25 protein-coding genes and 1 tRNA gene are annotated in these 22652 nt (G+C 63.8%); 14 read left to right on the top strand and 12 right to left on the bottom strand.

All coding sequences use genetic code 11. The annotated features are described in order from the left end of the window. A partial coding sequence (locus tag Q8N40_RS16065) for a DNA cytosine methyltransferase (RefSeq protein ID WP_305712501.1) occupies positions 1 to 569 on the top strand: 569 nt, incomplete at its 5' end. Between the two features lie 41 nt (positions 570 to 610). Here the strand turns inward: Q8N40_RS16065 and Q8N40_RS16060 are convergent. Beyond that, positions 611 to 697 (bottom strand) — tRNA-Leu (locus Q8N40_RS16060). Positions 698 to 845: 148 nt separating this feature from the next. On the opposite strand from Q8N40_RS16060, the gene Q8N40_RS16055 reads away from it, so the two are divergent. Then, positions 846 to 1814 (top strand): complex I NDUFA9 subunit family protein, encoded by a 969-nt coding sequence (locus tag Q8N40_RS16055; protein ID WP_305712500.1) that lies wholly within the window; start codon positions 846 to 848, stop codon positions 1812 to 1814. Between the two features lie 43 nt (positions 1815 to 1857). Here the strand turns inward: Q8N40_RS16055 and Q8N40_RS16050 are convergent, their stop codons facing one another. Further along, positions 1858 to 2664: an undecaprenyl-diphosphate phosphatase gene (locus tag Q8N40_RS16050; RefSeq protein WP_305712499.1), complete on the bottom strand. Its 807-nt coding sequence runs from the start codon at positions 2662 to 2664 to the stop codon at positions 1858 to 1860. Between the two features lie 181 nt (positions 2665 to 2845). Here Q8N40_RS16050 and Q8N40_RS16045 point away from each other — a divergent pair, with 181 nt between their 5' ends. The 3 genes from Q8N40_RS16045 to Q8N40_RS16035 all read left to right on the top strand — a co-directional run bounded on the left by Q8N40_RS16045 (position 2846) and on the right by Q8N40_RS16035 (position 5653). Further along, on the top strand, positions 2846 to 3538 hold the full coding sequence (locus Q8N40_RS16045) for a glutathione S-transferase family protein (protein ID WP_305322683.1): 693 nt from the start codon (positions 2846 to 2848) through the stop codon (positions 3536 to 3538). Further along, positions 3487 to 4683 (top strand): tRNA epoxyqueuosine(34) reductase QueG, encoded by a 1197-nt coding sequence (gene queG, locus Q8N40_RS16040; RefSeq protein ID WP_305712498.1) that lies wholly within the window; start codon positions 3487 to 3489, stop codon positions 4681 to 4683. The genes Q8N40_RS16045 and queG overlap by 52 nt, the downstream gene beginning before the upstream one ends. Before the next feature lie 172 nt (positions 4684 to 4855). After that, a complete protein-coding gene (locus Q8N40_RS16035; protein WP_305712497.1) occupies positions 4856 to 5653 on the top strand; it encodes an acyl-CoA thioesterase domain-containing protein in 798 nt (265 codons plus the stop codon). A 17-nt stretch (positions 5654 to 5670) separates the two neighbouring features. On the opposite strand, the gene Q8N40_RS16030 is transcribed toward Q8N40_RS16035, so the two are convergent. The 3 genes from Q8N40_RS16030 to Q8N40_RS16020 form a co-directional block, all read right to left on the bottom strand. After that, positions 5671 to 6141, bottom strand: a complete 471-nt coding sequence (locus Q8N40_RS16030) for a nuclear transport factor 2 family protein (protein WP_305322680.1) — start codon at positions 6139 to 6141, stop codon at positions 5671 to 5673. 65 nt (positions 6142 to 6206) lie between these two features. Beyond that, positions 6207 to 6995 carry a carboxylesterase gene (locus tag Q8N40_RS16025; RefSeq protein WP_305322679.1) on the bottom strand — a complete coding sequence of 263 codons (789 nt, stop codon included), beginning with the start codon at positions 6993 to 6995 and terminating at the stop codon, positions 6207 to 6209. Between the two features lie 113 nt (positions 6996 to 7108). Further along, positions 7109 to 7348, bottom strand: coding sequence for a hypothetical protein (locus Q8N40_RS16020; RefSeq protein ID WP_305712503.1), 240 nt, complete (start codon positions 7346 to 7348; stop codon positions 7109 to 7111). On the opposite strand from Q8N40_RS16020, the gene infC reads away from it, so the two are divergent. Further along, positions 7238 to 7777, top strand: a complete 540-nt coding sequence (gene infC / locus Q8N40_RS16015; RefSeq protein ID WP_305712502.1) for a translation initiation factor IF-3 — start codon at positions 7238 to 7240, stop codon at positions 7775 to 7777. The genes Q8N40_RS16020 and infC overlap by 111 nt on opposite strands. Positions 7778 to 7966: 189 nt before the next feature. Here the strand turns inward: infC and Q8N40_RS16010 are convergent, their stop codons facing one another. Next, positions 7967 to 8956 carry a Gfo/Idh/MocA family protein gene (locus Q8N40_RS16010; protein WP_305712496.1) on the bottom strand — a complete coding sequence of 330 codons (990 nt, stop codon included), beginning with the start codon at positions 8954 to 8956 and terminating at the stop codon, positions 7967 to 7969. Positions 8957 to 9022: 66 nt separating this feature from the next. Continuing rightward, a complete protein-coding gene (locus tag Q8N40_RS16005; RefSeq protein ID WP_305712495.1) occupies positions 9023 to 9379 on the bottom strand; it encodes a hypothetical protein in 357 nt (118 codons plus the stop codon). Positions 9380 to 9706: 327 nt separating this feature from the next. Here Q8N40_RS16005 and rpmI point away from each other — a divergent pair, with 327 nt between their 5' ends. The 6 genes from rpmI (at position 9707) to Q8N40_RS15975 (ending at position 15458) form a co-directional block, all read left to right on the top strand. After that, positions 9707 to 9907, top strand: coding sequence for a 50S ribosomal protein L35 (gene rpmI, locus Q8N40_RS16000; protein ID WP_100415670.1), 201 nt, complete (start codon positions 9707 to 9709; stop codon positions 9905 to 9907). A gap of 86 nt (positions 9908 to 9993) precedes the next feature. Next, on the top strand, positions 9994 to 10353 hold the full coding sequence (rplT, locus tag Q8N40_RS15995; RefSeq protein WP_304744138.1) for a 50S ribosomal protein L20: 360 nt from the start codon (positions 9994 to 9996) through the stop codon (positions 10351 to 10353). A gap of 197 nt (positions 10354 to 10550) precedes the next feature. Beyond that, positions 10551 to 11633 carry a phenylalanine--tRNA ligase subunit alpha gene (gene pheS, locus Q8N40_RS15990; RefSeq protein WP_305712494.1) on the top strand — a complete coding sequence of 361 codons (1083 nt, stop codon included), beginning with the start codon at positions 10551 to 10553 and terminating at the stop codon, positions 11631 to 11633. 218 nt (positions 11634 to 11851) lie between these two features. Continuing rightward, positions 11852 to 12286, top strand: a complete 435-nt coding sequence (locus Q8N40_RS15985) for an endonuclease domain-containing protein (RefSeq protein WP_305317945.1) — start codon at positions 11852 to 11854, stop codon at positions 12284 to 12286. Next, positions 12283 to 14691, top strand: coding sequence for a phenylalanine--tRNA ligase subunit beta (gene pheT / locus Q8N40_RS15980; RefSeq protein WP_305712493.1), 2409 nt, complete (start codon positions 12283 to 12285; stop codon positions 14689 to 14691). The genes Q8N40_RS15985 and pheT overlap by 4 nt, the downstream gene beginning before the upstream one ends. Then, a complete protein-coding gene (locus Q8N40_RS15975) occupies positions 14688 to 15458 on the top strand; it encodes a sulfite exporter TauE/SafE family protein (protein WP_305317943.1) in 771 nt (256 codons plus the stop codon). The genes pheT and Q8N40_RS15975 overlap by 4 nt, the downstream gene beginning before the upstream one ends. A 56-nt stretch (positions 15459 to 15514) precedes the next feature. Here the strand turns inward: Q8N40_RS15975 and Q8N40_RS15970 are convergent, their stop codons facing one another. Together Q8N40_RS15970 and Q8N40_RS15965 are read right to left on the bottom strand one after the other, a co-directional pair. Further along, the gene (locus Q8N40_RS15970; protein WP_305712492.1) at positions 15515 to 16192 is read right to left on the bottom strand and encodes an ATP-binding protein; all 678 of its coding nucleotides are present in this window, start codon (positions 16190 to 16192) and stop codon (positions 15515 to 15517) included. Next, complete coding sequence (locus Q8N40_RS15965; protein WP_305712491.1) at positions 16189 to 17613, bottom strand: NAD(P)/FAD-dependent oxidoreductase; 1425 nt, start codon at positions 17611 to 17613, stop codon at positions 16189 to 16191. Before Q8N40_RS15965 ends, Q8N40_RS15970 begins: the two co-directional genes overlap by 4 nt. A gap of 191 nt (positions 17614 to 17804) precedes the next feature. On the opposite strand from Q8N40_RS15965, the gene Q8N40_RS15960 reads away from it, so the two are divergent. Beyond that, positions 17805 to 18788, top strand: coding sequence for a YiiX/YebB-like N1pC/P60 family cysteine hydrolase (locus Q8N40_RS15960; RefSeq protein ID WP_305712490.1), 984 nt, complete (start codon positions 17805 to 17807; stop codon positions 18786 to 18788). Positions 18789 to 18807: 19 nt separating this feature from the next. Here Q8N40_RS15960 and Q8N40_RS15955 read toward each other — a convergent pair whose 3' ends face one another. After that, entirely contained in the window at positions 18808 to 19500 is a 693-nt protein-coding gene (locus Q8N40_RS15955) for a DsbA family protein (protein ID WP_305712489.1), read from the bottom strand. 13 nt (positions 19501 to 19513) lie between these two features. After that, entirely contained in the window at positions 19514 to 20953 is a 1440-nt protein-coding gene (locus Q8N40_RS15950) for a multicopper oxidase family protein (RefSeq protein WP_305712488.1), read from the bottom strand. Positions 20954 to 21209: 256 nt separating this feature from the next. Here Q8N40_RS15950 and Q8N40_RS15945 point away from each other — a divergent pair, with 256 nt between their 5' ends. Next, on the top strand, positions 21210 to 21428 hold the full coding sequence (locus Q8N40_RS15945) for a DUF2933 domain-containing protein (RefSeq protein WP_305712487.1): 219 nt from the start codon (positions 21210 to 21212) through the stop codon (positions 21426 to 21428). 49 nt (positions 21429 to 21477) lie between these two features. Here Q8N40_RS15945 and Q8N40_RS15940 read toward each other — a convergent pair whose 3' ends face one another. Then, complete coding sequence (locus Q8N40_RS15940; protein WP_305712486.1) at positions 21478 to 22608, bottom strand: OpgC domain-containing protein; 1131 nt, start codon at positions 22606 to 22608, stop codon at positions 21478 to 21480. Positions 22609 to 22652 lie beyond the last annotated feature (44 nt).

The following is a 22652-nucleotide window of genomic DNA, read 5'->3' as shown; positions in this document are numbered from 1 at the left end:
AGACCGCCTCGGCGAGGTCAGTTCTGATCGGCGGACCTCCATGTCAGGCGTACTCGCTCGTCGGGCGCGCCCGGAACCGAGGAATTAAGGGATATAACGCTCGCAACGACCTCAGACACTTTCTCTATCGAGAATACATCGAGGTCATTCGCCAGCTTCAGCCGGCCGTATTCGTAATGGAGAACGTCAAGGGGATGATCTCCTCCTCCGTTGACGGCAAGGAGATCTTCGACCTCGTCCTTTCAGACCTCCGAGATGCCGGAGGACGTAAGAACAGCTATCGCCTCTTTGCATTGGCATCGACCGCCCAAGGACGAATGAAGCTTGCAGTCCCTGATTATCACCGATCGTTCATAGTTCGCGCCGAAGAATTCGGGATCCCTCAGGCACGTCACCGCGTAATAGTGATCGGGGTCCGGGCAGATATCGAAGTGCAGGACGCTATCGATCTGGCCGCAGATGCCCGTACGTCTGGTTCACGGCCGCTGTCGGGATGTTTCCAGGGACGTGACATTGCAAGGGGCATTGTACCAGCCTTTTGTACCAGGCGGGTAGCGTCAAGCCACTGATCTTGCTGATTTCCTTGTAAACCAATGGTTTAAAAGGAGGGTGGTGCCCAGGAAAGGACTCGAACCTTCACGGCCGTTAAGCCACTGGCACCTGAAGCCAGCGCGTCTACCAATTCCGCCACCTGGGCCCGGGCCGGTTAGTACGGACCGTCCGCGCGCTTGTCAAATCGGCGCATTGCCGGCCAAATGCGCTGTACAGAACCGGCCGCTTGGCGTATCGCGAAACGGCGTAATCGCCTGCGATCTCTCGACTTTGACCGAAGGAAAATGGCCCCCATGGCATCGAATCTGGACACGCTGGTCACGGTTTTCGGAGGATCCGGCTTTCTCGGCCGCAGCGTGGTCCGGGCGCTGGCCAAGCGCGATTACCGGATCCGGGTGGCGGTGCGGCGGCCGGAACTGGCCGGGCATCTGCAACCCCTTGGCAAGGTCGGCCAGATCCACGCGGTGCAGGCCAATCTGCGCTACCCGGCCTCGGTCGAGGCCGCGATGCGCGATTCGCATGTCGCCATCAACCTGGTCGGCATCCTCGCCGAAGGCGGCGCCCAGCGCTTCGACGCGGTACAGGGCGCGGGCGCCGGCGCGATCGCCGGCGCGGCCAATGCGGCCGGCGCGCGGATGGTGCATGTCTCCGCCATCGGCGCCGACGCGAATTCGCCGGCGCGCTACGGCCGCTCCAAGGCGGCGGGCGAAAAGGCGGTGCTGGCGGCGGTGCCCACGGCGACCATCCTGCGGCCCTCGGTGGTGTTCGGCCCCGAGGACCAGTTCACCAACCGCTTCGCGGGGCTTGCCACGATATCGCCGATGCTGCCGCTGATCGGCGGCGGCCTGACGAAACTGCAGCCGGTCTATGTCGGCGACGTCGCGACCGCGGTGGCGGATGCCGTCGACGGCAAGACCAAGCCCGGCGCGGTGTACGAACTCGGCGGCCCTGAGGTGCTGACCATGCGCGAGGTTATGGAAGTCATTCTCGCCACCATCGAACGCCGGCGCATGCTGGTGTCGCTGCCGTTTGGGCTGGCCAAATGGCAGGCGATGTTGCTGCAGTTCGCGCCGGGACCGCTGAAACTGACGCCGGACCAGGTGGCGCTGCTGCGCTCCGACAATGTGGTGTCGGATGCGGCGAAGGCCGCCGGCCTGACGCTGGAAGGACTGGGGATCACGCCGGATTCGCTGGAAGCGATCGCGCCGCAATATCTCTGGCGTTTCCGCCGGACGGGGCAGTTCGCGCATAAGGGCGTGTGATGCTTGTCGTCGCAGCGAACGCAGGCACGACGATACAGGATTCCTACCGTCCCATCGCCAGCGCGATCAGCCCGAGCGTGCCGACGATGACGCGCCACCATGCGAACAATGTAAAGCCGTGGCGCGTGACGTAGCCCAAAAATGCCTTGACCACGATCATCGCGGTGATGAACGACACCACGAAGCCGATCGCAATCAAGCCGGCGTGATCCAGCGTCATCTCACCGCGGCTCTTGTAGAGATCGTAGACGAACGCCCCGACCATGGTCGGGATCGCAAGGAAGAAGGAAAACTCCGCCGCCGCGCGCTTGTCGGCGCCAAGCAGCATGGCGCCGACGATGGTGGCGCCGGAGCGCGACACGCCGGGGATCATCGAAATGCATTGCGCGACGCCGATCCAGAGATACATCGGCAGCGGAAAGGTGGTGGCGTCGTGTTCCTGCGGCTCGAGATCGAGCTGATCGACCCAGAGCAGGATGGCGCCGCCGACGATCAGCGAAAAGCACACCACCCATGGATTGAACAGGAAGGCCTTGATGTAGCTGCCGGCTATCGCGCCGACCACCGCCGCGGGCAGGAACGCCACCAGCACGCCGATCACGAAGCGTTGCGCGGCGGGATCCGAGAACATGCCGCGCGCGATCGCCCACAATTTGGAAAAATACAGCGCCACGATCGCGAGGATCGCGCCGAGCTGAATCAGGATCGCAAAACTCTTCCAGAAAGGGCCTTCGCCGAGATCAAAGAACCGTTCGGCCAGCAGCAAATGGCCGGTGGAGGATACCGGGATGAATTCGGTGACGCCCTCGACGATGCCGAGAATCACCGCCCTCACTGCATCAGACATCATGTGATTGGTTCCGTTATGATCGGAATGAGCCGAAAAGCCGGGTCCTTCTCGCTTATTCGCTACCCTGCCGCAATCGCAAAAAACGTGAAAACACGGGTTGCCTCAATCCTGTGCTTAGGTAGTTTGGCGCCGCCGCCGCGGTTGATGGATTGTTAAGCGCCGCGACCTAATCAAGGCCTGCATGTACACGCTGTTTCACCATCCGTTCTGTCCGCAGTCGCGATTCATTCGCCTTGTGCTGGGCGAATACGGCCTCGATCTGCGGCTGGTGGAAGAGCGCGCCTGGGAGCGGCGCGAGGCGTTTCTGGCGCTGAACCCCGCGGGCTCCACGCCGGTGCTGGTCGCCGAGCGGCTGCCGCCGATCCCCGGCGCCGGAATCATCGCCGAATATCTCGACGAGACCCATGGCGCCGGGCAGGATGAACGCCGGCTGTTGCCGGCGGCGCCGGGCGAACGGATCGAAGTGCGCCGGCTGATGGCCTGGTTCAACGACAAGTTTTTCGAGGAAGCCTCCAATCCGCTGGTGACCGAGCGCATCTACAAGCGCTTCATGGACGAGCAGGACGGCGGCGGCGCGCCGGCCGCGGACGTGATTCGCGCGGCGAAGGTCAATGTGCGCTATCATCTGGCCTATATCGGCTGGCTGGCGAAGACGCGGAACTATCTCGCCGGCGACCGGATCACCTATGCGGACCTCGCCGCCGCGGCGCATCTTTCGGCGATCGATTATCTGGGCGACGTGCCATGGAGCGAGGACGACGCGGCAAAGGCGTGGTACGCGCGGGTCAAGTCGAGGCCCTCGTTCCGCCCGCTGCTGAGCGAATGGCTGGCCGGCGTGCCGGCGTCGCGGACCTATGTGGACCTGGATTTCTGAACACCGATCTCAATCTCTCTCCCGCCGGTCTGAAAACAGCGCTTGCCGACGAAGCCCGCGCGCTCGGTTTCGACTGTGTCGGCGTCACCGCTCCGGATTCGATCGCGCAAGCCGCCAGACATTTCCGCGATTTCCTCGACGCCGGCGCGCATGGCGACATGGACTGGCTGGCGGATCGTCCGGAGCGCCGCGCCGATCCGCGCGGACTGTGGCCGGAGGTGCGGTCGGTGATCATGCTCGGCGTCAATTACGGGCCCGACCGGAATCCGCTCGAGATCCTGGCGCAGCGGACGCGCGGCGCGATCTCGGTCTATGCGCAGGGCGACGACTATCACGACCTGATCAAGAAGCGGCTGAAGGCGCTGGCGCGCCGGCTGGTCGCGGCACACGGTTGCGAGGTCAAGGTGTTCGTCGACACCGCCGCGGTGATGGAAAAGCCACTGGCGCAGGCCGCGGGGCTGGGCTGGCAGGGCAAGCACACCAACCTCGTATCGCGCGAATTCGGCTCCTGGCTGTTCCTCGGCGCGATCTTTACGACGCTGGAGTTGCCGTCCGACGGGGCCGACGCGGACCATTGCGGTTCATGCCAGGCCTGCCTCGATATCTGCCCGACCTCGGCGTTTCCGGCGCCCTACAAGCTCGATGCGCGGCGCTGCATTTCCTATCTCACCATCGAGAACAAGGGTCCGATCCCGCACGAGTTTCGCAAGGCGATCGGCAACCGCATCTATGGCTGCGACGATTGTCTCGCGGTCTGTCCCTGGAACAAGTTCGCGCAGACCGGGCGTGAGACCAAACTCGCCGCGCGCGACGAGCTGCGCGCGCCCGCGCTCACCGAACTGGCACGGCTCGATGACGCGGCGTTTCGCGCGCGTTTCACAAAATCGCCGGTCAAGCGCATCGGCCGCGACCGCTTCGTGCGCAATGTGCTGATCGCGATCGGCAATTCCAGCGATGCGGCGCTGGCGGCCGAAGCCGAACGACTGCTCGATGACGCCAGCCCGCTGGTGCGCGGCGCCGCGGCGTGGGCACTGTCGCAATTGATGGGTCGCGAGGCGTTCGAGGCGTTGGCGGCGAGGGCGCTGAGCGCCGAACCGGATGAGACGGTGCGCGCGGAGTGGCGCATAACAAGCGCCGCTGGTTGATCCTCATCCTGAGGAGCATCGCGACGCGATGCGTCTCGAAGGATGAGTGCCACGCCCCATGGTTCGAGACGGCGCGCCGGACAGCGCAAGTGCGCTGCCGGGGGCGCCTCCTCACCATGAGGCTGACTCCACACTTGATTTCGTTTGCAAAATTCCGTCATGGTCCCGCGCCATGACAAATCAGCCTTTCTTCACCAAAGACGGCGACGCCTTCATTCCAACCCAGGCTTCGAACGGGCCGTGGGATCCGAACTCGATGCATGGCCGCGTCGTCATCGGCCTGCTCGCCTTCGCGATCGAGCAGCGCCACGGCTCCGATGATTTCACGCCGGCGCGGCTGACGGTCGACATGTTCCGGCTGCCGAACATCCAGACGGCGGTCGAGGTCACGACCAGACTGGTTCGCGACGGCAAGCGCATCCGGGTGGTCGAGGCTGAATTCCTTTCCGGCGGCGTCAGCATGGCGCGCGCCTCCTGCCAGTTGTTGCGGCGAACCGAGAACGCGCCAGGCAATGTCTGGTCGCCAGCGAATTGGGACGCGCCCAGTCCCGCCGACATTCCGGCGCCGACCGATCCCAGACTCGGCATGAACGGCAAATGGAGCACGCGGCCGATATCAGGCGCGATGGGCTCGCTCGGGCCGCGGCGGCTGTGGATGAGCGAAGTGCGCGAGCTGGTCGAGGGCGTGCCGATGACGCCGTTCGTGCATGTCGCCACCGGGGCCGATTTCGCCAGCCCGTTCGCCAATGCCGGCGACCAGGGCCTCGGCTACATCAACAGCGACGTCACGCTCTATCTGCACCGGTTGCCGGTGACGCGATGGGTCGGTTTCGAGGTGGTGAACCACCACGCCACCGACGGCGTCGCGATCGGCGAATGCTGGCTCTACGACGAGCAGGGCCCGATCGGCACGTCGACGGTCGCCGCACTGGCGCAGAAGAAGCCGATGGCGAATCCGCCGCCGCCGTAGAATCTCTCTTCGGTGTATTACTCCACCAGATGCCGGGCCATCTCCGGCCGCGCCTTCAATGCAGCGCCGTGTTTGGCAATGATCTTCGCGATCCGCTCCGGCGCGAAATTCATGTCGACGAAGCCGGTCGCGGCGTTGGCGACCTCGTGATAACAGGCGATCTTGCCGTCGCGCAGCGTCATGATCGCGACGCCCTCGAACATCGCACGCGCGCCCTTGGCCTCCGGCAGCAACGAGCGATAGCTGAAAGTGTAGCGCGCATACAGTGTGTGGCCGTCGCTGACCGGCGTGTGCATGTCCCAGCGAAAATCCGTCGCGGTGCGGTAGAACCAGTCGTCGATCAACTCGGCGATTCTGGCGCGGCCCTTGAACGCGCCGTAGAACACATCGTGGTAGACGCCGTCCTCGGTGAACAATTCGGCCAGCGCCTTGCCGTTGTGTTGTTCGACGGCGTCGCAGAATGATCTGAGCATGGCTGATGCGTTCATGTCGTTTTCCTTCCTTGCGACAACATCGTTTTCTTCCCTCTCCCCTTGTGGGAGAGGGAAGAAGACTACCCGATCTCCGCGACCGCGGCGATCATTCGCGCGATGTCCTGCGGGCGCGACAGGCGATGGTCGCCGTCCTGGATCATGGTCAGCACCACGTCGTCGGTGGGCAGCCGCTGCGCCAGCGCGAAGGCGTGTTGCCACGGCACGTCGGGATCCTGCGCGCCCTGCAGGATGCGAACCGGGCAGCCGAGGTCGATGGCACTGCCGAGCAGCAGATGGTTGCGGCCTTCCTCGATCAGCTCGCGGGTGATCGGATAGGGCTCGCCATATTCCGACGGCCGCAGCCAGACGCCCTTGCTCTCGATCTCCTGTTTCACCGCGGGCGGAAACCCGTTCCACATCAATTGCTCGGTGAAGTCGGGCGCCGGCGCGATCAGCACCAGCCCGGCCAGCGAGGCGCGGTTTTCCGGCCGTTTCGCCAGTTCGCGCGCCAGCAGCAGCGCCATCCAGCCGCCCATCGAGGAGCCGATCGCGATTTGTGGGCCGCGGCAGAATCGCTCGAACACGGCGACGCTTTCTTCCAGCCAGCGCCCGATGGTGCCGTCGACGAAGGTGCCGCCGGACTCGCCGTGACCGGAATAATCGAACCGGACACAGGCGCGGCCCTGTTCGGCGGCCCAGGCGTCCAGCGCCAGCGCCTTGGTGCCCTTCATGTCCGATTTGAAGCCGCCGAGCCAGATCAGCCCGGGGGCGGCACCCTGCCGGGCCCGCACCGCGATTCGGCGCCGGCCGGCGGCCTCGCCGACCTCGATGAAATCGGGTTCCTGATCGGATGCCGTCGAATTGGTCATGGAATTGTAACCTCGTTGAGAGCTGTTTGAGTGAGCCTGTCGAATCCGTCAACAATGGACGTCAAACGGGGCCGATGGACGCTCGCGGCGCTTGCGTAACAGACCGGCGGGCTTTATCTCAGCATCGCGACCAATTGCCTCGCATTCGATGGTTTTTTGCCATTGCCGATGCGAGTTCGCTTGCCCGCCGGGCCATATTCCTTCAAACTATCGCCTTCGTTCACAACCTTGGAGAGCCAACCATTCGCCGTCCCAACAGAGCCCCGCCCGCCGCCACCAAAGACGGGCCGCGCACCAATGATGAAATCCGCAACGCACAGGTTCAGCTGATCGACCAGACCGGCCTGAATCACGGCACCGTCGAAACCGTCACCGCCGTGAAGATGGCGCTCGAAGCCGGCATGGACCTCGTCGAGATTTCGCCGAACACCAATCCTCCCGTTTGCAAGATCATGGATTACGGGAAGTTCAAATATTCCGCGCAGAAGAAGGCCGCCGAGGCCCGCAAGAAGCAGAAGATCGTCGAGATCAAGGAGATCAAGCTTCGCCCGATGATCGACGATCACGATTACGACGTGAAGATGCGGGCGATGCAGCGGTTCTTCGAGGAAGGCGACAAGGTCAAGATCACCCTGCGCTACCGCGGCCGCGAAATGGCGCATCAGGAAATCGGCACCAGGCTGCTGGACAAGGTCAAGGCCGACGTCGCAGAATACGCCAAGGTCGAGCAGGATGCGCGTTTCGAGGGCCGTCAGGTCGTGATGGTTCTGGCGCCGCGCTGATACTCACTTGTCGTCCCGGCGAACGCCGGGACCCATACACCGTGCCCTATCAGTTGGGCACGGTGGCCAAGACCTTCAATTACAACAAATAGCGGTGGCTATGGGTCCCGGCGTTCGCCGGGACGACATGCTTTGAGAAAACTCCTCGACGATAACCAGTTGCCCGCTGCGGCAGATCGCACCCGAGCGTCACGCCAAGACCTTCACATCCCTGCCTTCACGCGCCGACATCATGGCGGCTTCGATGCAAGCGATGATGTGCCGGCCATACTCACCGGTGACCGGCACGTCCGTGTCCTGAGCAATCGCCTCGGCCATCGCCTGCCATTCCCTGATCACGGCGTTCTGCATCCATTGCGGATCGCGCGAGTTCGGGACGTCGGTCCATTGACCGCCGCGCCCGATGGCAACGCCGCGTTCGGGATCCACCCTGAGCGTTCCGTTCTCACAGACGAGATCGATGTCGAACCGGCCGCCGCCGTCCCGGAAACCGACGCTGGCAACCTGCCCGTAGCGGCCATCGGTAAAGCGCAACAGCATCATGGCGCTGTCATCGGCTTTTTGATCGTGGAACGAGCTGCTGATGGCGGCTGAAATCGAGCCGACCCGGCCGTCCATCAGCCATACCAACTGGTCCAGCGCGTGGATGCCGGCCGTCATCAGCATGCCGCCGCCAGTCGCGGGATCGAGATGCCAGCCGCGGCGGTTGGATTCCATCCAGGTCTTCAGCAGCGCGCTCGATCCCGTGACGGGTCTGCCGAGTTCACCGCGAACCAGGATCTCGCGCGCCACGAGGCAGGGCCAGACGAAGTGCATGATCTGTCCGACCATCAGCTTGCGTCGGCTGGTTGCGGCGGCGGCGATGATCCGGCTGCATTCGGATGATGACAGCGCCATCGGCTTTTCCAGCAGCACATGCTTGCCGGCCTGCAGGGCGTCCAGCGCCAGTCGGCAATGCAAATGATGCGGCGCCGTGATCGCCACCGCATCGACGGATTTGTCGTCCAGCATCGCGCGATGATCGCTATAGGGCCTGCCGCCATGGTCCTGTGCGAAAGCTTCGGCCAGCGCCATCTCGTCCGCACACACCGCAACGACCTTGGTGTCGGGAACCGAGGCCACCGCGCGCGCGTGATAGGCGCCGAAGAAACCCGCGCCGAGAATGCCTACCCCCAGCATCGATGCCCCTTGATTTGACGTTGCGTCGTTCGCCGACCCGTCAAGGGCCAGCGGAACCGGCGAAGACTAGCTCCGGATCGCCTGCCAGACCCCGCTGCACTGGTCGCCGGTAATGAACCCGCTCCAGTGGCCGCTGCCCGAATTGCCGGCGAGCCGGCCGCGGCCGTCCGCCCATGAGGCGCCGACGGTAATCCTGACGGTGACGTTGCCCTTCGGAGTGATGCCGCCGGTGACCTTGCCGCCGCCGGCTGATGAAACGTGCCTGCCCGACACGTTGAACGGTACGGTATTGGTGGCGTGACAGTTGCCGGCCCGGGGCGTGAACGTCACGTTCCAGGTGCCGTCAAAGGCTCCCGGACTGGCCGCCCTCGCTTCGGCGGTATCTGGTGCCGCAACAACGGCGAGCGCTGCAGCGGCCAGCATCCATCGGAGGGCGTGCGAAACTTTGAAATCGCGAAAAAATGCGTTCGGGCGGGCTGAAATAGACATTTGCGTCCTGTTTGGCGTGAAACTGATGGTATGGCCATGATAAGTCGAAGGTCCCGGTTCCTCGGTTCATCGTTGCCAATCTCGCTTGGCTCTGCCATAAGCGCAACCTTCATCGCCCGGCTGATCAAGGGCTGCCGTGTCGATGTCCGTGCGGGCTATTTCATTTCAGAAATAACCAAGCACTTTCAACGCTCTAACGAGCATTTTAGCCGCGAAAGCGCCCCTCTGGGCGCGTCTTTCGTTCGGCCACAGGAGAGCCAAATGCCCAAGCTGAAGACCAAGTCAGGCGCTAAAAAGCGCTTCAAGGTGACTGCCACCGGCAAAGTGATGGCCGCCCAGCGCGGCAAGCGCCACGGCATGATCAAGCGGACGAAGAAGCAGATTCGTCAGCTCCGCGGCACCCGCGTGCTGTTCAAGACCGACGGCGACAACATCAAGAAGTATTTCTTGCCGAACGCCTGATCACTCAGGCCGTTCCCGCCGTCCATCACAGCCGAGCCGCGCCCCGCGCGGCGTTCCGTCACCCATTTCCATAAAGGAGACCCGTCATGTCTCGCGTCAAACGCGGTGTGACCTCTCACGCCAAGCACAAGAAAGTCTACAAGCTCGCCAAGGGTTTTCGCGGCCGCCGCAAGAACACCATCCGCACCGCCAAGGCCGCGGTCGAGAAGGCCGCGCAATATGCGTTCCGCGACCGCAAGCGCAAGAAGCGCACCTTCCGCGCGCTGTGGATCCAGCGCCTCAATGCCGCGGTGCGTCCGCTCGGCATGACCTACAGCGTGTTCATCAACGGTCTCGCCAAGTCGGGCATCACGGTCGACCGCAAGGTGCTGTCGGATCTCGCGATCCACGAGCCGGCGGCGTTCCAGGCGATTGCCGAAAAGGCCAAGGCCGCGCTGGCGGCGTAAGCCTTTAACTTGCTTACCCTCCCCTGGAGGGGGAGGGTCGACGGTTCCGGCGACGCGCAAGCGTCGCGCGGAAGCGTCGGGGTGGGGTGCTCCTGCCAGACTTTGCGCGCGCCCCTCGCATCATTCACCCCCACCCGGTTCGCTTCGCGAACCGACCTCCCCCCTCCAGGGGGAGGTGGGAGCACGGGGCTGTTGCCATGACCGACCTCACGACCCTCGAATCCCAAATCCTCTCCGAGATCGCCGCCGCCGGCGACGAAGCCGCGCTCGAAGCCGTGCGCGTCGCGGCGCTCGGCAAGAAGGGCTCGATCTCCGCGCTGCTCTCGACGCTCGGCAAGATGTCGCCGGACGAACGCAAGACGCAGGGTGCGGCGATCAATCTCGCCAAGAATACCGTGACGCAGGCGCTGACCGCGCGTCGCGACATCCTGAAATCCGCAGCACTCGACGCGCGGCTGGCCTCCGAGACCATCGACGTCACGCTGCCGCTGCGCGAGACCGCCGCCGAGCAGGGCCGCATACATCCGCTCAGCCAGGTGATGGACGAGCTCACCACGATCTTCGCCGACATGGGATTCGCCATCGCCGAGGGTCCCGATATCGAGACCGACGATTACAACTTCACCAAACTGAATTTCCCCGAGGGCCATCCGGCCCGCGAGATGCACGACACTTTCTTCTTCAACCCGAAAGAAGACAGCTCGCGCATGCTGCTGCGTACCCACACCTCGCCGGTGCAGGTGCGCACCATGCTGACCCAGAAACCGCCGATCCGCATCGTCTGTCCGGGCCGCACCTACCGGATCGATTCCGACGCCACCCACACGCCGCAGTTTCACCAGGTCGAGGGCCTCGTGATCGACAAGGGCTCGCATCTCGGCCACCTCAAATGGATCCTGCACGAATTCTGCAAGGCATTCTTCGAGGTCGACCACATCAACATGCGGTTCCGGCCATCGTTCTTTCCCTTCACCGAGCCGTCGCTGGAAGTCGATATCCAGTGCCGCCGCGACAAGGGCGAGATCCGCTTCGGCGAGGGCGAGGACTGGCTCGAAATTCTGGGCTGCGGCATGGTGCACCCGAACGTGCTGCGCGCCTGCGGCATCGATCCCGACATCTACCAGGGCTTCGCCTGGGGCATGGGCATCGACCGCATCGCGATGCTGAAATACGGCATGTCCGATCTAAGGCAGCTGTTCGACAGCGACACACGCTGGCTCAGCCATTACGGCTTCAAGCCGCTCGACGTCCCGACGCTGGCCGGAGGATTGAGCGCGTGAGTCTCATCGCGACTGCCGTTGCCGAGCGAACCTCCACCCTGACCCTCCCCCGCAAGCGGGAGAGGGAATGGAAGTCGCTTGGGGCGCGTCCCATTTCTCGAATAGCATCGCCAGCTGGAGGCGGGGGTACGAACATTCCATCCGCGCGACAGATCAGACTCCCTCTCCCGCTTGCGGGGGAGGGTCAGGGTGGCGGTCTCTCGGCATCGGAGGTCTGCATGGCTGACGAAAAAGATCCAGCATGGAAGGTTCCTCCCAGACTGCGTTCAAACGCCCGCGCGCTCCGACGAAATTCCACCGACGCCGAACGCATCCTCTGGTCGGAATTGCGGGATCATCGGCTCAACGGCGCCGGCTTCCGTCGTCAGGTGCCGATCGACAAGTACATCACCGACGTCATGTGTCATGCCGCCAAACTGGTGATCGAACTCGACGGCGGCCAGCATTTCTCGGACCGAGGCGAGCAGGCAGACGCCGCCCGGTCGGCTGTGATTGAGGCAAAGGGCTTTCAGGTGCTCCGCTTCAGCAATCACGACGTGATGACCAATCGCGCCGGCGTCCTCGAAACGATTGCCGCTGCCGTTGCTGCGCGAGCCCCCACCCTAACCCTCCCCCGCAAGCGGGAGAGGGGACAAAAGAAGCAGTCATCATGAAGTTCTCCCTATCCTGGCTGAAGGAATATCTCGACACCGACGAGCCGCTGGAAAAGCTTGCCGACAAGCTCACCATGATCGGGCTCGAGATCGAGAGCATCGACGACAAGGCGAAGGCGCTGGCGCCGTTCACCATCGCGCGGGTGATTTCGGCCGAGCAGCATCCCAACGCCGACCGCTTGAGGGTGTGCATGGTCGATACGGGCGACGGTACCGCACCGGTGCAGGTGGTGTGCGGCGCGCCGAATGCGCGGGCCGGTCTCGTCAGCGTGTTCTCCGCGCCCGGCACCTTTATTCCCGGCAAGAACATCACGCTCGGCATCGGCACGATCAGGGGCGTCGAGAGCCGCGGCATGCTGTGCTCGGCCGCCGAGCTGCAGATCTCCGAGGATCATGACGGCATCATGGAATTGCCGGCCGACGCGCCCATCGGTGCGGCTTATGCGCAATGGGCCGGGATCGGCGATCCCGTGCTGGAGATCAATCTAACGCCGAACCGGCAGGACTGCACCGGCGTGCATGGCATCGCGCGCGATCTCTCCGCCGCCGACATGGGCAAGTTCAGGGATCCCGGCATCAAGCCCATCAAGGGCGAATTCCCGTGCCCGGTGAAGGTCACCGTCGAAGACGCCGCGCTGTGCCCGGGCTTTGCCTTGCGGCTGGTGCGCGGCGTCAAGAACGGCCCGTCGCCGGAATGGCTGCAGCAGCGCCTGACCTCGATCGGGTTGCGGCCGATCAATGCGTTGGTCGACATCACCAACTTCATGACCTACGACCGCTCCCGTCCCTTGCATGTGTTCGATGCGGCAAAGGTAAAGGGCAATCTGGTGGTCCGCCGCGCCCGCGACGGCGAAACGCTGCTGGCGCTCGACGGCCGCATCTACGGGCTCGACAGCGGCATCTGCGTCATCGCGGACGAGCACGGCGTCGAATCGCTGGCCGGTATCATGGGTGGCGAAGCTTCCGGCTGCGACGAGAACACGTCAGACGTGCTGATCGAATCGGCGCTGTGGAACGAAATCAACATCGCCCAGACCGGCCGCAAGCTCGGCATCAATTCCGACGCGCGCTATCGCTTCGAGCGCGGCGTCGATCCCGCCTTCATGGTGCCGGGGCTGGAGATGGCCACCAGGCTGGTGATGGAGCTGTGCGGCGGCGCGCCGTCGGAAAACGTCGTGGTCGGCAAGACCTGGGGCGAAGACAAGATCATCGATTTTCCGCTCAGCGAGATCAAGCGACTGGCGGGGATCGAAATTCCGCTCGGAGAGGTGCGACGCATTCTCGGCCATCTCGGCTTCATGGTGGCCGGCAGCGGCGCGGTGGTGAAGATCGCGGTGCCGTCATGGCGCTCCGACGTGCACGGCAAGTCCGACATCGTCGAGGAAATCGTCCGCATCGTCGGCGTCGACCAGGTGCCTATGACGCCGTTCGACCGCGGCGATGCGCCGCGCAAGCCGATCCTCAGCCCGATCCAGTTGCGCACCCGCCGCGCCAAGCGCGCGCTGGCCGCGCGCGGCATGATCGAGGCAGTGACCTGGTCGTTCATCGCAAAACCCGCGGCCGAATTGTTCGGCGGCGGGCAGCCCGAACTCGCGCTGGCCAATCCGATCGCCTCCGACCTGTCCGACATGCGGCCGAGCCTGCTGCCGGGTTTGGTCGCGGCCGTTCAGGCCAATGCCAACCGCGGCCTTGCGGACGTGGCAATGTTCGAAGTCGGCCAGGTGTTCAAGGGCGACAAGCCGGAAGATCAACTGGTCGCCGCTTCAGGCGTTCGCCATGGCTTTGCGTCGTCGAAGGGCATGGGACGGCACTGGTCCGGCGCGACGGCAGCGGATGCGCTCGACGCCAAGGCGGACGCGTTCGCGGTGCTGGCCGCGGCCGGCGCACCGATGCAGGCGCTGCAGGTGGTCCCCGGCGGCGCCGGCTGGCTGCATCCGGGACGTTCCGGGACCATCCAGATCGGCCCGCAGAACGTGCTGGGCTATTTCGGGGAACTGCATCCGCGTGTGCTGGAGCAGCTTGGCGCCGACGGCCCTGTCATCGCGTTCGAGGTGATCCTCGATCGCATCGCGGCGGCCAAGGTGAAGGCGACCCGCGCCAAGGCGGTGATCGAACTCTCGGCGTTCCAGCCGGTATCGCGCGACTTTGCCTTCATCGTCGACCGCGGCGTCAGATCGGGCGACATCGTGCGTGCGGCGCAGGGTGTCGACAAGAAGCTGATCACGGATGTCACCTTGTTCGATGTCTACGAGGGCAAGGGTATCGACGACGGCAAGAAGTCGATCGCGATCGCGGTGACGATCCAGCCGCGCGATAAAACCCTGACCGATCAGGAAATCGAGGCGGTCGCCGCCAGGATCGTGGCCGAGGTGACGAAGAAGACCGGCGGCGTTCTACGCGGATGAGCCTTGTTGGCCTCATCCCCTCGGACGTCAGCCTCAACGCCGCGATCGCCATTTGCGCGATCGCCTTCGTGTCCGGCGCGGCGCGCGGATTTTCCGGCTTCGGCTCCGCGCTGATCTTCATGCCGCTGGCCAGCAGCATGGCGGCGCCGCAACTGGTCGCCGCCGTTCTGCTCATCATCGATTTCATCGCGGCATTGCCGCTGATTCCGAATGCGTGGAAGCAGGCCGACCGCAAGGCCACTTCCGTCATGGTGTTCGGCGCCCTGATCGGCGTGCCGATCGGGACTTACTTCCTGAGCCGGCTCGACCCGGTGACGACGCGCTGGATCATCTCCGGCTTCGTGTTCGCGCTGCTGGTGCTGCTGCTGTCCGGCTGGCGCTATCGCGGCAAGGACCATGCGGCGGTTTCGATCGGCATCGGTGGACTGTCGGGTTTCTGCAGCGGGCTGGCGCAAACCGGCGGACCGCCGATCGTCGGCTACTGGCTCGGACGTCCGGTCGCATCGGTGATCGCGCGCGCCAACATCCTGCTGTTCTTCGCCGCTTCCGACTTCTTCTCGGCGGTAAGCTATTCGCTGACCGGGTTGATCACGTCGGACGCCATCCGGTTCTCGCTGCTGGTCGGTCCGGTCTATGCCGTCGGCGTCCTGATTGGCGCCCAGCTGTTCGGCCGCGCCAGCGAGACCCTGTTCCGCGCCATCTGCTACGCGTTGATTGCGGCGGCGGTGGTGATTGGGCTGCCGGCACTGGATGGGCTGTTGCGGTGAATCTTCCCCCTCTCCCGCTTGCGAGGGAGGTGAAGAGGCCTGCGGTAACAGATGGATTAATGCGCCATCACCAGATCGCAATACGCATAGCCATCGCGTTCGACGCGTTCACCCGTCATCACAGGTAACCGACGCGAGAAAATCGGCCCCGCCACCACGCAAGTATGAAACTCGCCGTTCTCGCCGCAGGGATCGACGCCCACAGGCAGATCGGCCAGCAGGGACAGGTCAAACTTGCGTCCCGCGAATTCCGCCGGCAGGTGTTTCAGATCGACGGTGGCGATATGGGCCTCGAGCCCGCTTGCGATCATCGTATGCGCCAGCGGCAGGGTCGGCCGTTCCCACAAGGGAAACACCGGCGCAAGCCCGGTGCCCGCGAGCTTCTGTTCGCGATAGGCTCTGATATCGGCGAGGTAGAGATCGCCGAAGATGATGTGGGTGATGCCGTCCCGCACCGCTTGCGCGACGGCCTCGCCCATCCGCGCTTCGTAAGTCTCGTTCGGGCAAGGGTATGGGATCGGCACGATGCGCGGCGGCAGTCCGGCGGCGGCGAGTTGTGCGAGCACGATTTCCCGGCGCACGCCGTGGATCGACACCCGCTCGAACGTCTCGGTCACCGTGGTCAGGGCGCCGACCACGTCGAATTCGCCCGACCGCCTGATTTCATGCAGCGCGAACGCGCTGTCCTTGCCACTCGACCACGAGATCAGCGCCCTGGGTCTTGATGGCTTCAATTGATCGGCACCTCGGGCGGCAATCGGGCAGGCGCCGTGCGCCGCCGCGGCTGCCGCTGCTTCTGTGCCGGCGCCGCCGGCTCATCCTTCAGCGCGCCGATCCGGCGCAACGCCGCTTCCGCCGCGCGCTCGCCGCTTTCCCAGGCGCCGTCGACGGTGCCCCACAGGGTTTCGTGGGTCGCCTCGCCGGCCAGGAACATGCAGCCGAACGGCTCGGTCAGTATCTTTCGCGATCCCTGCCCGCCCGGGGCTGCCGATGACATCGCGCCCAGCGTGAAGGGCGCGGCGTTCCAGCGCGTTGCGCTCGATTTCTTCACGGCGGCGGCGACCTCGCTGCCGAACAGTCTGGTGAGCCACTCCCTGGCGAAGGCCACCATGGCCGCTTCGCCCTGCGCAGAGAGATCGCGGCCAAACGAGCCGCCGACATCGATCGAGCACAACGACGATCCCGCCATGTTGGCGAACAGCAGCGCCGTCCGCGTCGAATCGCTCTGCTCGATGATGGTCTCGTCGCGCGCCAGCCCGAGCGGGTTACCCTGGAGCTGCAACACGATGCGATCGAGACTGCCGAGGCTCAGTCTTGCCGCGGCATCGAGCTGACGTTTCGGAACGTCGGGCGTGAACCTGATGTTGCCTGCGGCCAGCACGTTGCTCGACACCGTGACGATGGCGGCGCGCGCGACGATCTTGCCGGACGGCGTTTCCACCGTGACATCGCGGTTGCTCCAGCTGACGCGGCTTGCCGGCGTCGACAGCGCCAGCGGGACCTGCTCGCCCAACTTTGCGATCATCGCGCCCATGCCCTGCCGGCAGACCAGCGCGGCATTGCGGTCCTGCGCGCGCGCCTTGTCGATCGCGGAGAGGTCCTTCAGATCCTTGCCCGCGAAACTGGCGCCGAGCGCGAACTCCGCTGCCCCCGCCCAGACGCCGAGGTCCTTCGGCAGCGCCGACGCGCACGCGACGTCGGCCTTGCCGCGGGAGGCCTCGTCGATGGCGCGGTTGGTGCGCACCATGGCGGCGAGAAACTCCTCGGTTTCCCCGGCCCGCGCATTGCGGCGGCCGATACGGATTTTCTGGCCGATCGGCGCGGCAGCCACGTCGAGCCCCGCGGCGCGCGCCAGCTTGATCAGCGGGTTGGACTCGGGATTGAACATCCACCGGGCGCCGCGATCGAACGGCACGCCGAATGTCGCGGTGTCGGTGAGGCAGCGGCCGCCGATCTGGCCGGAGGCTTCCACCACGATGACCCTGCGGTTCGCCGCCATGACCCGCCGCGCCGCGGATATGCCAGCGGCCCCGGCGCCGATCACGATGATGTCGGCGTCGCGCGGCAGCGGCGCGGCCCATGCGCGGGCTCCGAAGGCCGGCGCCGCCGCGAACGCCGCGGCGGCCGATAACAAGTCCCGGCGCGTCATTGTCATGTCATGGTTTCCGGAACTTTTAGAAAGGAGAGAACATCCGGCGAACTTGCCGCATCCGCGCGCGCGCGGCAACCATCGTGGTGAATCAATCATGATTGATCGCTCCCGTTCATGAACTAAATTGCAACGGCTTGCGACCATGATTGGGGCACACAAAGAAATGGTCAGAAAGGCCGTCGGGGGGAATTAACATGGGTTTCGTGCTCGATACCGTAGGCCTTTGGATCGCAGGGTACCTTCAGAAGGAGGTGCCGGGCTATGAGCCGTTCACGCCGAGCGATCCCGAACATCTGCGCGGCATCATGGAGCCCGGCGACGTCCTGCTGGTCGAGGGCAACAACCGGGTTTCCGGCATCATCAAATACCTGACGCAATCGACCTGGTCGCATGCCGCGCTGTTTGTCGGCCCGATCGACGGCGCCACCGAGGACGATGGCGAGCCGCACGTCCTGATCGAAGCCAATATCGGCGAAGGCGTGACCTCAGCGCCGCTGTCGAAATATTTTCCCTACCACACCAGGCTGTGCCGCCCGGTCGGCCTCAGTTACGAAGACCGCACCACGGTGTGCCGCTACGCCATCAACCGGATCGGCTTCGGCTACGACACCAAGAACATCCTCGATCTGATGCGCTTCCTGATTCCGCTGCCGATCCCGCAACGCTGGCGGCGCCGGATGATCGCGTTCGGTTCCGGCGATCCCACCAAGATCATCTGCTCGGCGCTGATCGCGCAGGCGTTCGACGCCGTGCGCTATCCGATCCTGCCCAAGATCACGCGCGCCGGCTCCAGACAGGCCCGGCGCGAGATCCTGCACATCCGCGATTCATCGCTGTACATGCCGCGCGACTTCGACATCTCGCCCTATTTCGAAGTCGTCAAACCCACCATCGTGCACGGCTTCGACTACACCGCCCTGCACTGGGCCGACAAGCAGAAGCCGCTCCCGGAGGTAGCGGGCGAATTCGGCATCTTTCCAGAACAGATCGAATCGCCGCCGCTTGTTCCTGAAGAGGCTGACCAGGAAGCGCCGCTTCCGGTTGTGACTGCCGGAGTGACGCCGGTTGCCGCCGATGCGGCGCTGGTCGAGCGCGTCACGGTGTCGGAGCACTATCTGGTCGTCGAATATGTGCCGGAACGCCGCGCCCGGCCGCGTCGGCTGGAGCTGGTGGCGTAGGGCGCCGCCTGTCCAGCGTTCAGCACCAGCTGGCCTGATCGCCGGGCGGCGCCCGCAACAGTTCCTGGATGTTGGCTTCGATGATCCGGAAGCCGACATTGCCGTAGAGCTTCTGCCGCCCCTCGTTCAGGACGAAGCTCGGGCTGCCCTCGATACGCATCTTGTCGGCCTCCTGATAGTCGGACGCCAGTCTCGCATGGGCCGTGCCGTCGTGGATGCGTCGTTCGATCGCGGCGATATCGACGCCCAGTGCCTCCGCCAGCTCGCATTGAACATCCCGGCGCGCAATGTCGCGACAGTCCCGGAAAAATGCACAACGGAAGGCCCATAGCACCTCGTCGAAGATCGGCGACGCCGGTTCGCCACGGCCTTCACGCTGCCGATCGTGCTGCCATTGCCGGACGGCCGTCATGAACAGATGCGCGCTGGTCGAGGTCGGCGGTCGCGTGGTCAGCCAGATGTCCGGATGAAGCCCGACATGCGGAAACTGCTGCGCCACGCTGCGCAGATGGGCGTTGAAGCCGGCATACTCGCCCTTGTCCCGCCACGTCGTGGGAATTTTAAACAGTGTGTTGCCGAAGACCGAACAGAACCGCTGATCCAGTAGCACCGCCTCGCCGAACGTATCCTTGATCGCGTCGATGCGCGCCTGCGCGATATAGGCCCAGATGCATAATACATCCGAGAAATAGGAAACCTTGACGACGCTCATTCGGATCGACCCCTCACTCCACCACGAACTGGCCCATCATCCCGGCATCCTCATGCTCCAGGATGTGGCAGTGATACATGTAGGGACGCTTGGGATCGGCGAAGTCGGAGAATTCGGTGATGATCCGGACCGTCGAGTCAGGATCCACCATCACGGTGTCCTTGAGGCCCCGCTCGTGCGGCAGTGGCGGCCGGCCATCGCGATCGAGGGTGCGAAACTGGACGCCGTGAATATGAAATGGATGCGCCAGCGGCGTCGTGTTCCTGATCCGCCAGATTTCAATGCTGCCCAGCGAAACCCGCTCGTCGATGCGGTCCATGTCCATGGAGCGGCCATTGATTCCCATCGCGCCCCCCATTCCGGCGCCGCCCATCATTCCCCCCATGCCCATCATCGGCATGTCCAGCAGGAAGATGCGGGTGCGCGCCGCTTGCGCCGCGGTCCAGCCCGGAACCTGGATGAGCCGCTCGGGGAGAGCCAGATCCGAGGTCTCCAGCTTTTCCGCGCGCAACTCGATCACCGGGAACGTCTCGATGTTGCCGGCCATGCCGCCCATCATCATGCCCGGGCCCCTGCCGCCGGCCGCGACGCGGTCGGGATAACTCATCAGTCGAATTGATTGATCGCGCTGCATGTCCAGCAGGATCTCGACCCGCTCGCCCGGTCCGAGCCGGACCCGACGCAGTCGCTCCGGCTGCTCCAGCAAACCCCCGTCCGAGCCTATCACGACAAGGTCCGCGCCATCATCGCGCCCGAGCGTGTAGATGCGGGAGTTCGATCCATTAAGGATGCGCAGGCGCGTGCGTTGCCGGCGCAAAACCACGTGCGGGCTGGCTGTTCCGTTCACCAGAACGACGTTGCCCTTGTAGCCCATCATGACGTCATGCATCGTCAGGTCATAGTCGAAACTGCCGTCGGCCTTGAACCGGCGATCCTGGATGACGAGCGGTATGTCGTCGACGCCATAGTCCGAAGGCAGTCCAGGCGATTGGCTCTGCTCGTCCTCGATCAGGAACAGGCCGGCAAGACCGCGCAGCACCTGTTCGCCGGTCTGCTCCATCAGGTGCGAATGGTACCAGCACAAAGATGCCGCTTGCTTGATGGCGAACGAGGTCTCCCAGACGGTGCCGGGTTGGACCACCTGATGCGGACCCCCGTCGCTCGCCGCCGGCAGATGCAGGCCATGCCAGTGCAATGTGGTCGGTTCGGTCAGGCTGTTCCTGACGCGCATCGTGACACGGTCGTTTGTGCGACAACGTATCGTCGGGCCGAGATAGGCACCGTTGATTCCGAGTGTCGGGGTCGAGACCCCCGAAAGGAACTCGGACTTGCCGGAAGTCACATTCAGGTCGTAGACCTTCCCGCCGGTTCCGGGCACCCCCTCGAGCAACGGCGGAATCCTGAGCGGGTTGGCAAAGCGGCCCGCGGCAGCAAGGCTTGACCTGGACGGCATGAGAAGCGCGGCGCCTGCTGCCGTCGCTCCCCACAAGACGCTCCGACGGGAGATCATTTGACCGGACCTGAATGACAACGATGCCATAGTCAGCCTCCGAATCCGTTGCCCTCGCTTGAGCTAGATCAAACTGAGCTTCGGCATCGCATCGTCATCAGAATTCCCGGTCGCTTGATCTCTCTCAACGTTCCCCTAGCGCCGATTGGTATACTGTCAATCAAGCATCCTCCCATGATAATACACGGCAGGAGTGATCATGAATGTATTCAGCTGTCTTCTCGGCTCGAAGCTTGGGCTGGCTGTAACTGTTGTTGCGGCAGCGCTCGGCATTTACCTGTTGGCGACGCACACGGGCCACGCCCTTGCGGCGACACCCTATTTGCTTCTTCTGGCATGTCCATTGATGCACTTTTTCGGACACCACCATCGACATGGCCACAAGCCAGAGACGAATCGTTCCGCCGAACCTCATTGACCTCTTGCTGTCTTGCCAACTGGCGTCGGGCTAACCCGCCTTCGTAAATTCAGCTAGCGGTAATGGGCTTGTCGACACGCTTCGACCATGAACGGTAGTAGGCCACTCCCGTCATGATCGCGAGACCGGAAGTCCCGACCAGCACCTGAGAAATAAATCCGGAAGGGAGCGTTTCCAGAACAACGTGCGCAATGAACGAAAGGAAAACGCCGACGCAGAATACCTCGAGCGACTGCTGACCGCATTTGACGAGCGGTCTGAAGATCGGCTGGCGGAGTCCCGGCCAATCGACTGGAATCAGTCGAACAACCAATAGAACGAGACAGGCCAGGTGCAGCACCCGATAGAGAGCAAGATTGGTCTTGTCGTTTGGATTGAACGCCTCGAATAGATCTTTCGGAATGATGCTCTGAAGCAGGGTGATCTCGGCCGCCAGCGTCATCACGAGAGCAAAGAGCAGATAGACTATGCTCAAGGCAAATACGAGGCGGGACTGAACCAGGAAGGCGAACCTGGTCGCGCCACCCAGTACCAGCCAGGCGCCGAGCACGAAGAGCAACTGCCAGGTGAAGGGGTTGAAGTACCAGACGCCGGCCGGGTACGAAGGACAATTCCATCCGTAATGGCGAGCCGCAAAATAGAGCAGCGCGGACCCCAGCATCACCGAATTCTTGTATCTCAGCATCAACCACAGAACGGGCGGAAAGATGCCCATCAGGACGATGTAGAGGGGGAGCACATCCAGGTTCAGCGGTTTCAATTTCAGCAGCAATCCGTGCGTCATCGTTTCCACCGGGTAGTCCATCAGGCGCGCAACATTGAACTCATCCATGAGATGGGGGATGTCGAACTTGTGGGCCAGGTAATGGACGGAAGTCATGTAGAAGACAAAGAGCAATACGTGCGCGACGTAGAGTTGCCACACCCGCCTGAACAGCCGCGTCGCGCCGATACTGAATCCGCGATCGAACATCATTCTTCCGTACACCAGCGTCGCTGTGTAACCGGAGATGAATACGAACAAATCCGCTCCATCGCTGAAGCCGTAGTTTCTTGTCGTCAGCCAGTTGAGCGCCGTGTTGGGGATATGGCCAAAGAAGATGGCCCAATTTGCCAGCCCTCGGAACAGGTCGAGACGCAAGTCACGCGGTGATGGTGGAAGAGCGACGTTGACGGTCATTGTCTGGGGTCGATCCATTTACTTCGCGAAACCATCCGGGGCAT

It is taken from the genome of Bradyrhizobium sp., from assembly GCF_030693485.1.
In the GTDB taxonomy this organism is placed as follows: domain Bacteria; phylum Pseudomonadota; class Alphaproteobacteria; order Rhizobiales; family Xanthobacteraceae; genus Bradyrhizobium.
This window is presented reverse-complemented; position numbering and strand designations above follow the sequence as displayed.

What these genes read in the sequence shown, in the direction of transcription:
- Q8N40_RS16055 (WP_305712500.1), top strand. Translation starts at nt 846, where the DNA reads ATGGCATCGAATCTGGACACGCTGGTCACGGTTTTCGGAGGATCCGGC.
- Q8N40_RS16050 (WP_305712499.1), bottom strand. Translation starts at nt 2,664, where the DNA reads ATGATGTCTGATGCAGTGAGGGCGGTGATTCTCGGCATCGTCGAGGGC.
- Q8N40_RS16045 (WP_305322683.1), top strand. Translation starts at nt 2,846, where the DNA reads ATGTACACGCTGTTTCACCATCCGTTCTGTCCGCAGTCGCGATTCATT.
- queG (WP_305712498.1), top strand. Translation starts at nt 3,487, where the DNA reads ATGGCTGGCCGGCGTGCCGGCGTCGCGGACCTATGTGGACCTGGATTT.
- Q8N40_RS16035 (WP_305712497.1), top strand. Translation starts at nt 4,856, where the DNA reads ATGACAAATCAGCCTTTCTTCACCAAAGACGGCGACGCCTTCATTCCA.
- Q8N40_RS16030 (WP_305322680.1), bottom strand. Translation starts at nt 6,141, where the DNA reads ATGAACGCATCAGCCATGCTCAGATCATTCTGCGACGCCGTCGAACAA.
- Q8N40_RS16025 (WP_305322679.1), bottom strand. Translation starts at nt 6,995, where the DNA reads ATGACCAATTCGACGGCATCCGATCAGGAACCCGATTTCATCGAGGTC.
- Q8N40_RS16010 (WP_305712496.1), bottom strand. Translation starts at nt 8,956, where the DNA reads ATGCTGGGGGTAGGCATTCTCGGCGCGGGTTTCTTCGGCGCCTATCAC.
- Q8N40_RS16005 (WP_305712495.1), bottom strand. Translation starts at nt 9,379, where the DNA reads ATGCTGGCCGCTGCAGCGCTCGCCGTTGTTGCGGCACCAGATACCGCC.
- rpmI (WP_100415670.1), top strand. Translation starts at nt 9,707, where the DNA reads ATGCCCAAGCTGAAGACCAAGTCAGGCGCTAAAAAGCGCTTCAAGGTG.
- rplT (WP_304744138.1), top strand. Translation starts at nt 9,994, where the DNA reads ATGTCTCGCGTCAAACGCGGTGTGACCTCTCACGCCAAGCACAAGAAA.
- pheS (WP_305712494.1), top strand. Translation starts at nt 10,551, where the DNA reads ATGACCGACCTCACGACCCTCGAATCCCAAATCCTCTCCGAGATCGCC.
- Q8N40_RS15985 (WP_305317945.1), top strand. Translation starts at nt 11,852, where the DNA reads ATGGCTGACGAAAAAGATCCAGCATGGAAGGTTCCTCCCAGACTGCGT.
- pheT (WP_305712493.1), top strand. Translation starts at nt 12,283, where the DNA reads ATGAAGTTCTCCCTATCCTGGCTGAAGGAATATCTCGACACCGACGAG.
- Q8N40_RS15975 (WP_305317943.1), top strand. Translation starts at nt 14,688, where the DNA reads ATGAGCCTTGTTGGCCTCATCCCCTCGGACGTCAGCCTCAACGCCGCG.
- Q8N40_RS15965 (WP_305712491.1), bottom strand. Translation starts at nt 17,613, where the DNA reads ATGACAATGACGCGCCGGGACTTGTTATCGGCCGCCGCGGCGTTCGCG.
- Q8N40_RS15960 (WP_305712490.1), top strand. Translation starts at nt 17,805, where the DNA reads ATGGGTTTCGTGCTCGATACCGTAGGCCTTTGGATCGCAGGGTACCTT.
- Q8N40_RS15955 (WP_305712489.1), bottom strand. Translation starts at nt 19,500, where the DNA reads ATGAGCGTCGTCAAGGTTTCCTATTTCTCGGATGTATTATGCATCTGG.
- Q8N40_RS15950 (WP_305712488.1), bottom strand. Translation starts at nt 20,953, where the DNA reads ATGCCGTCCAGGTCAAGCCTTGCTGCCGCGGGCCGCTTTGCCAACCCG.
- Q8N40_RS15945 (WP_305712487.1), top strand. Translation starts at nt 21,210, where the DNA reads ATGAATGTATTCAGCTGTCTTCTCGGCTCGAAGCTTGGGCTGGCTGTA.
- Q8N40_RS15940 (WP_305712486.1), bottom strand. Translation starts at nt 22,608, where the DNA reads ATGACCGTCAACGTCGCTCTTCCACCATCACCGCGTGACTTGCGTCTC.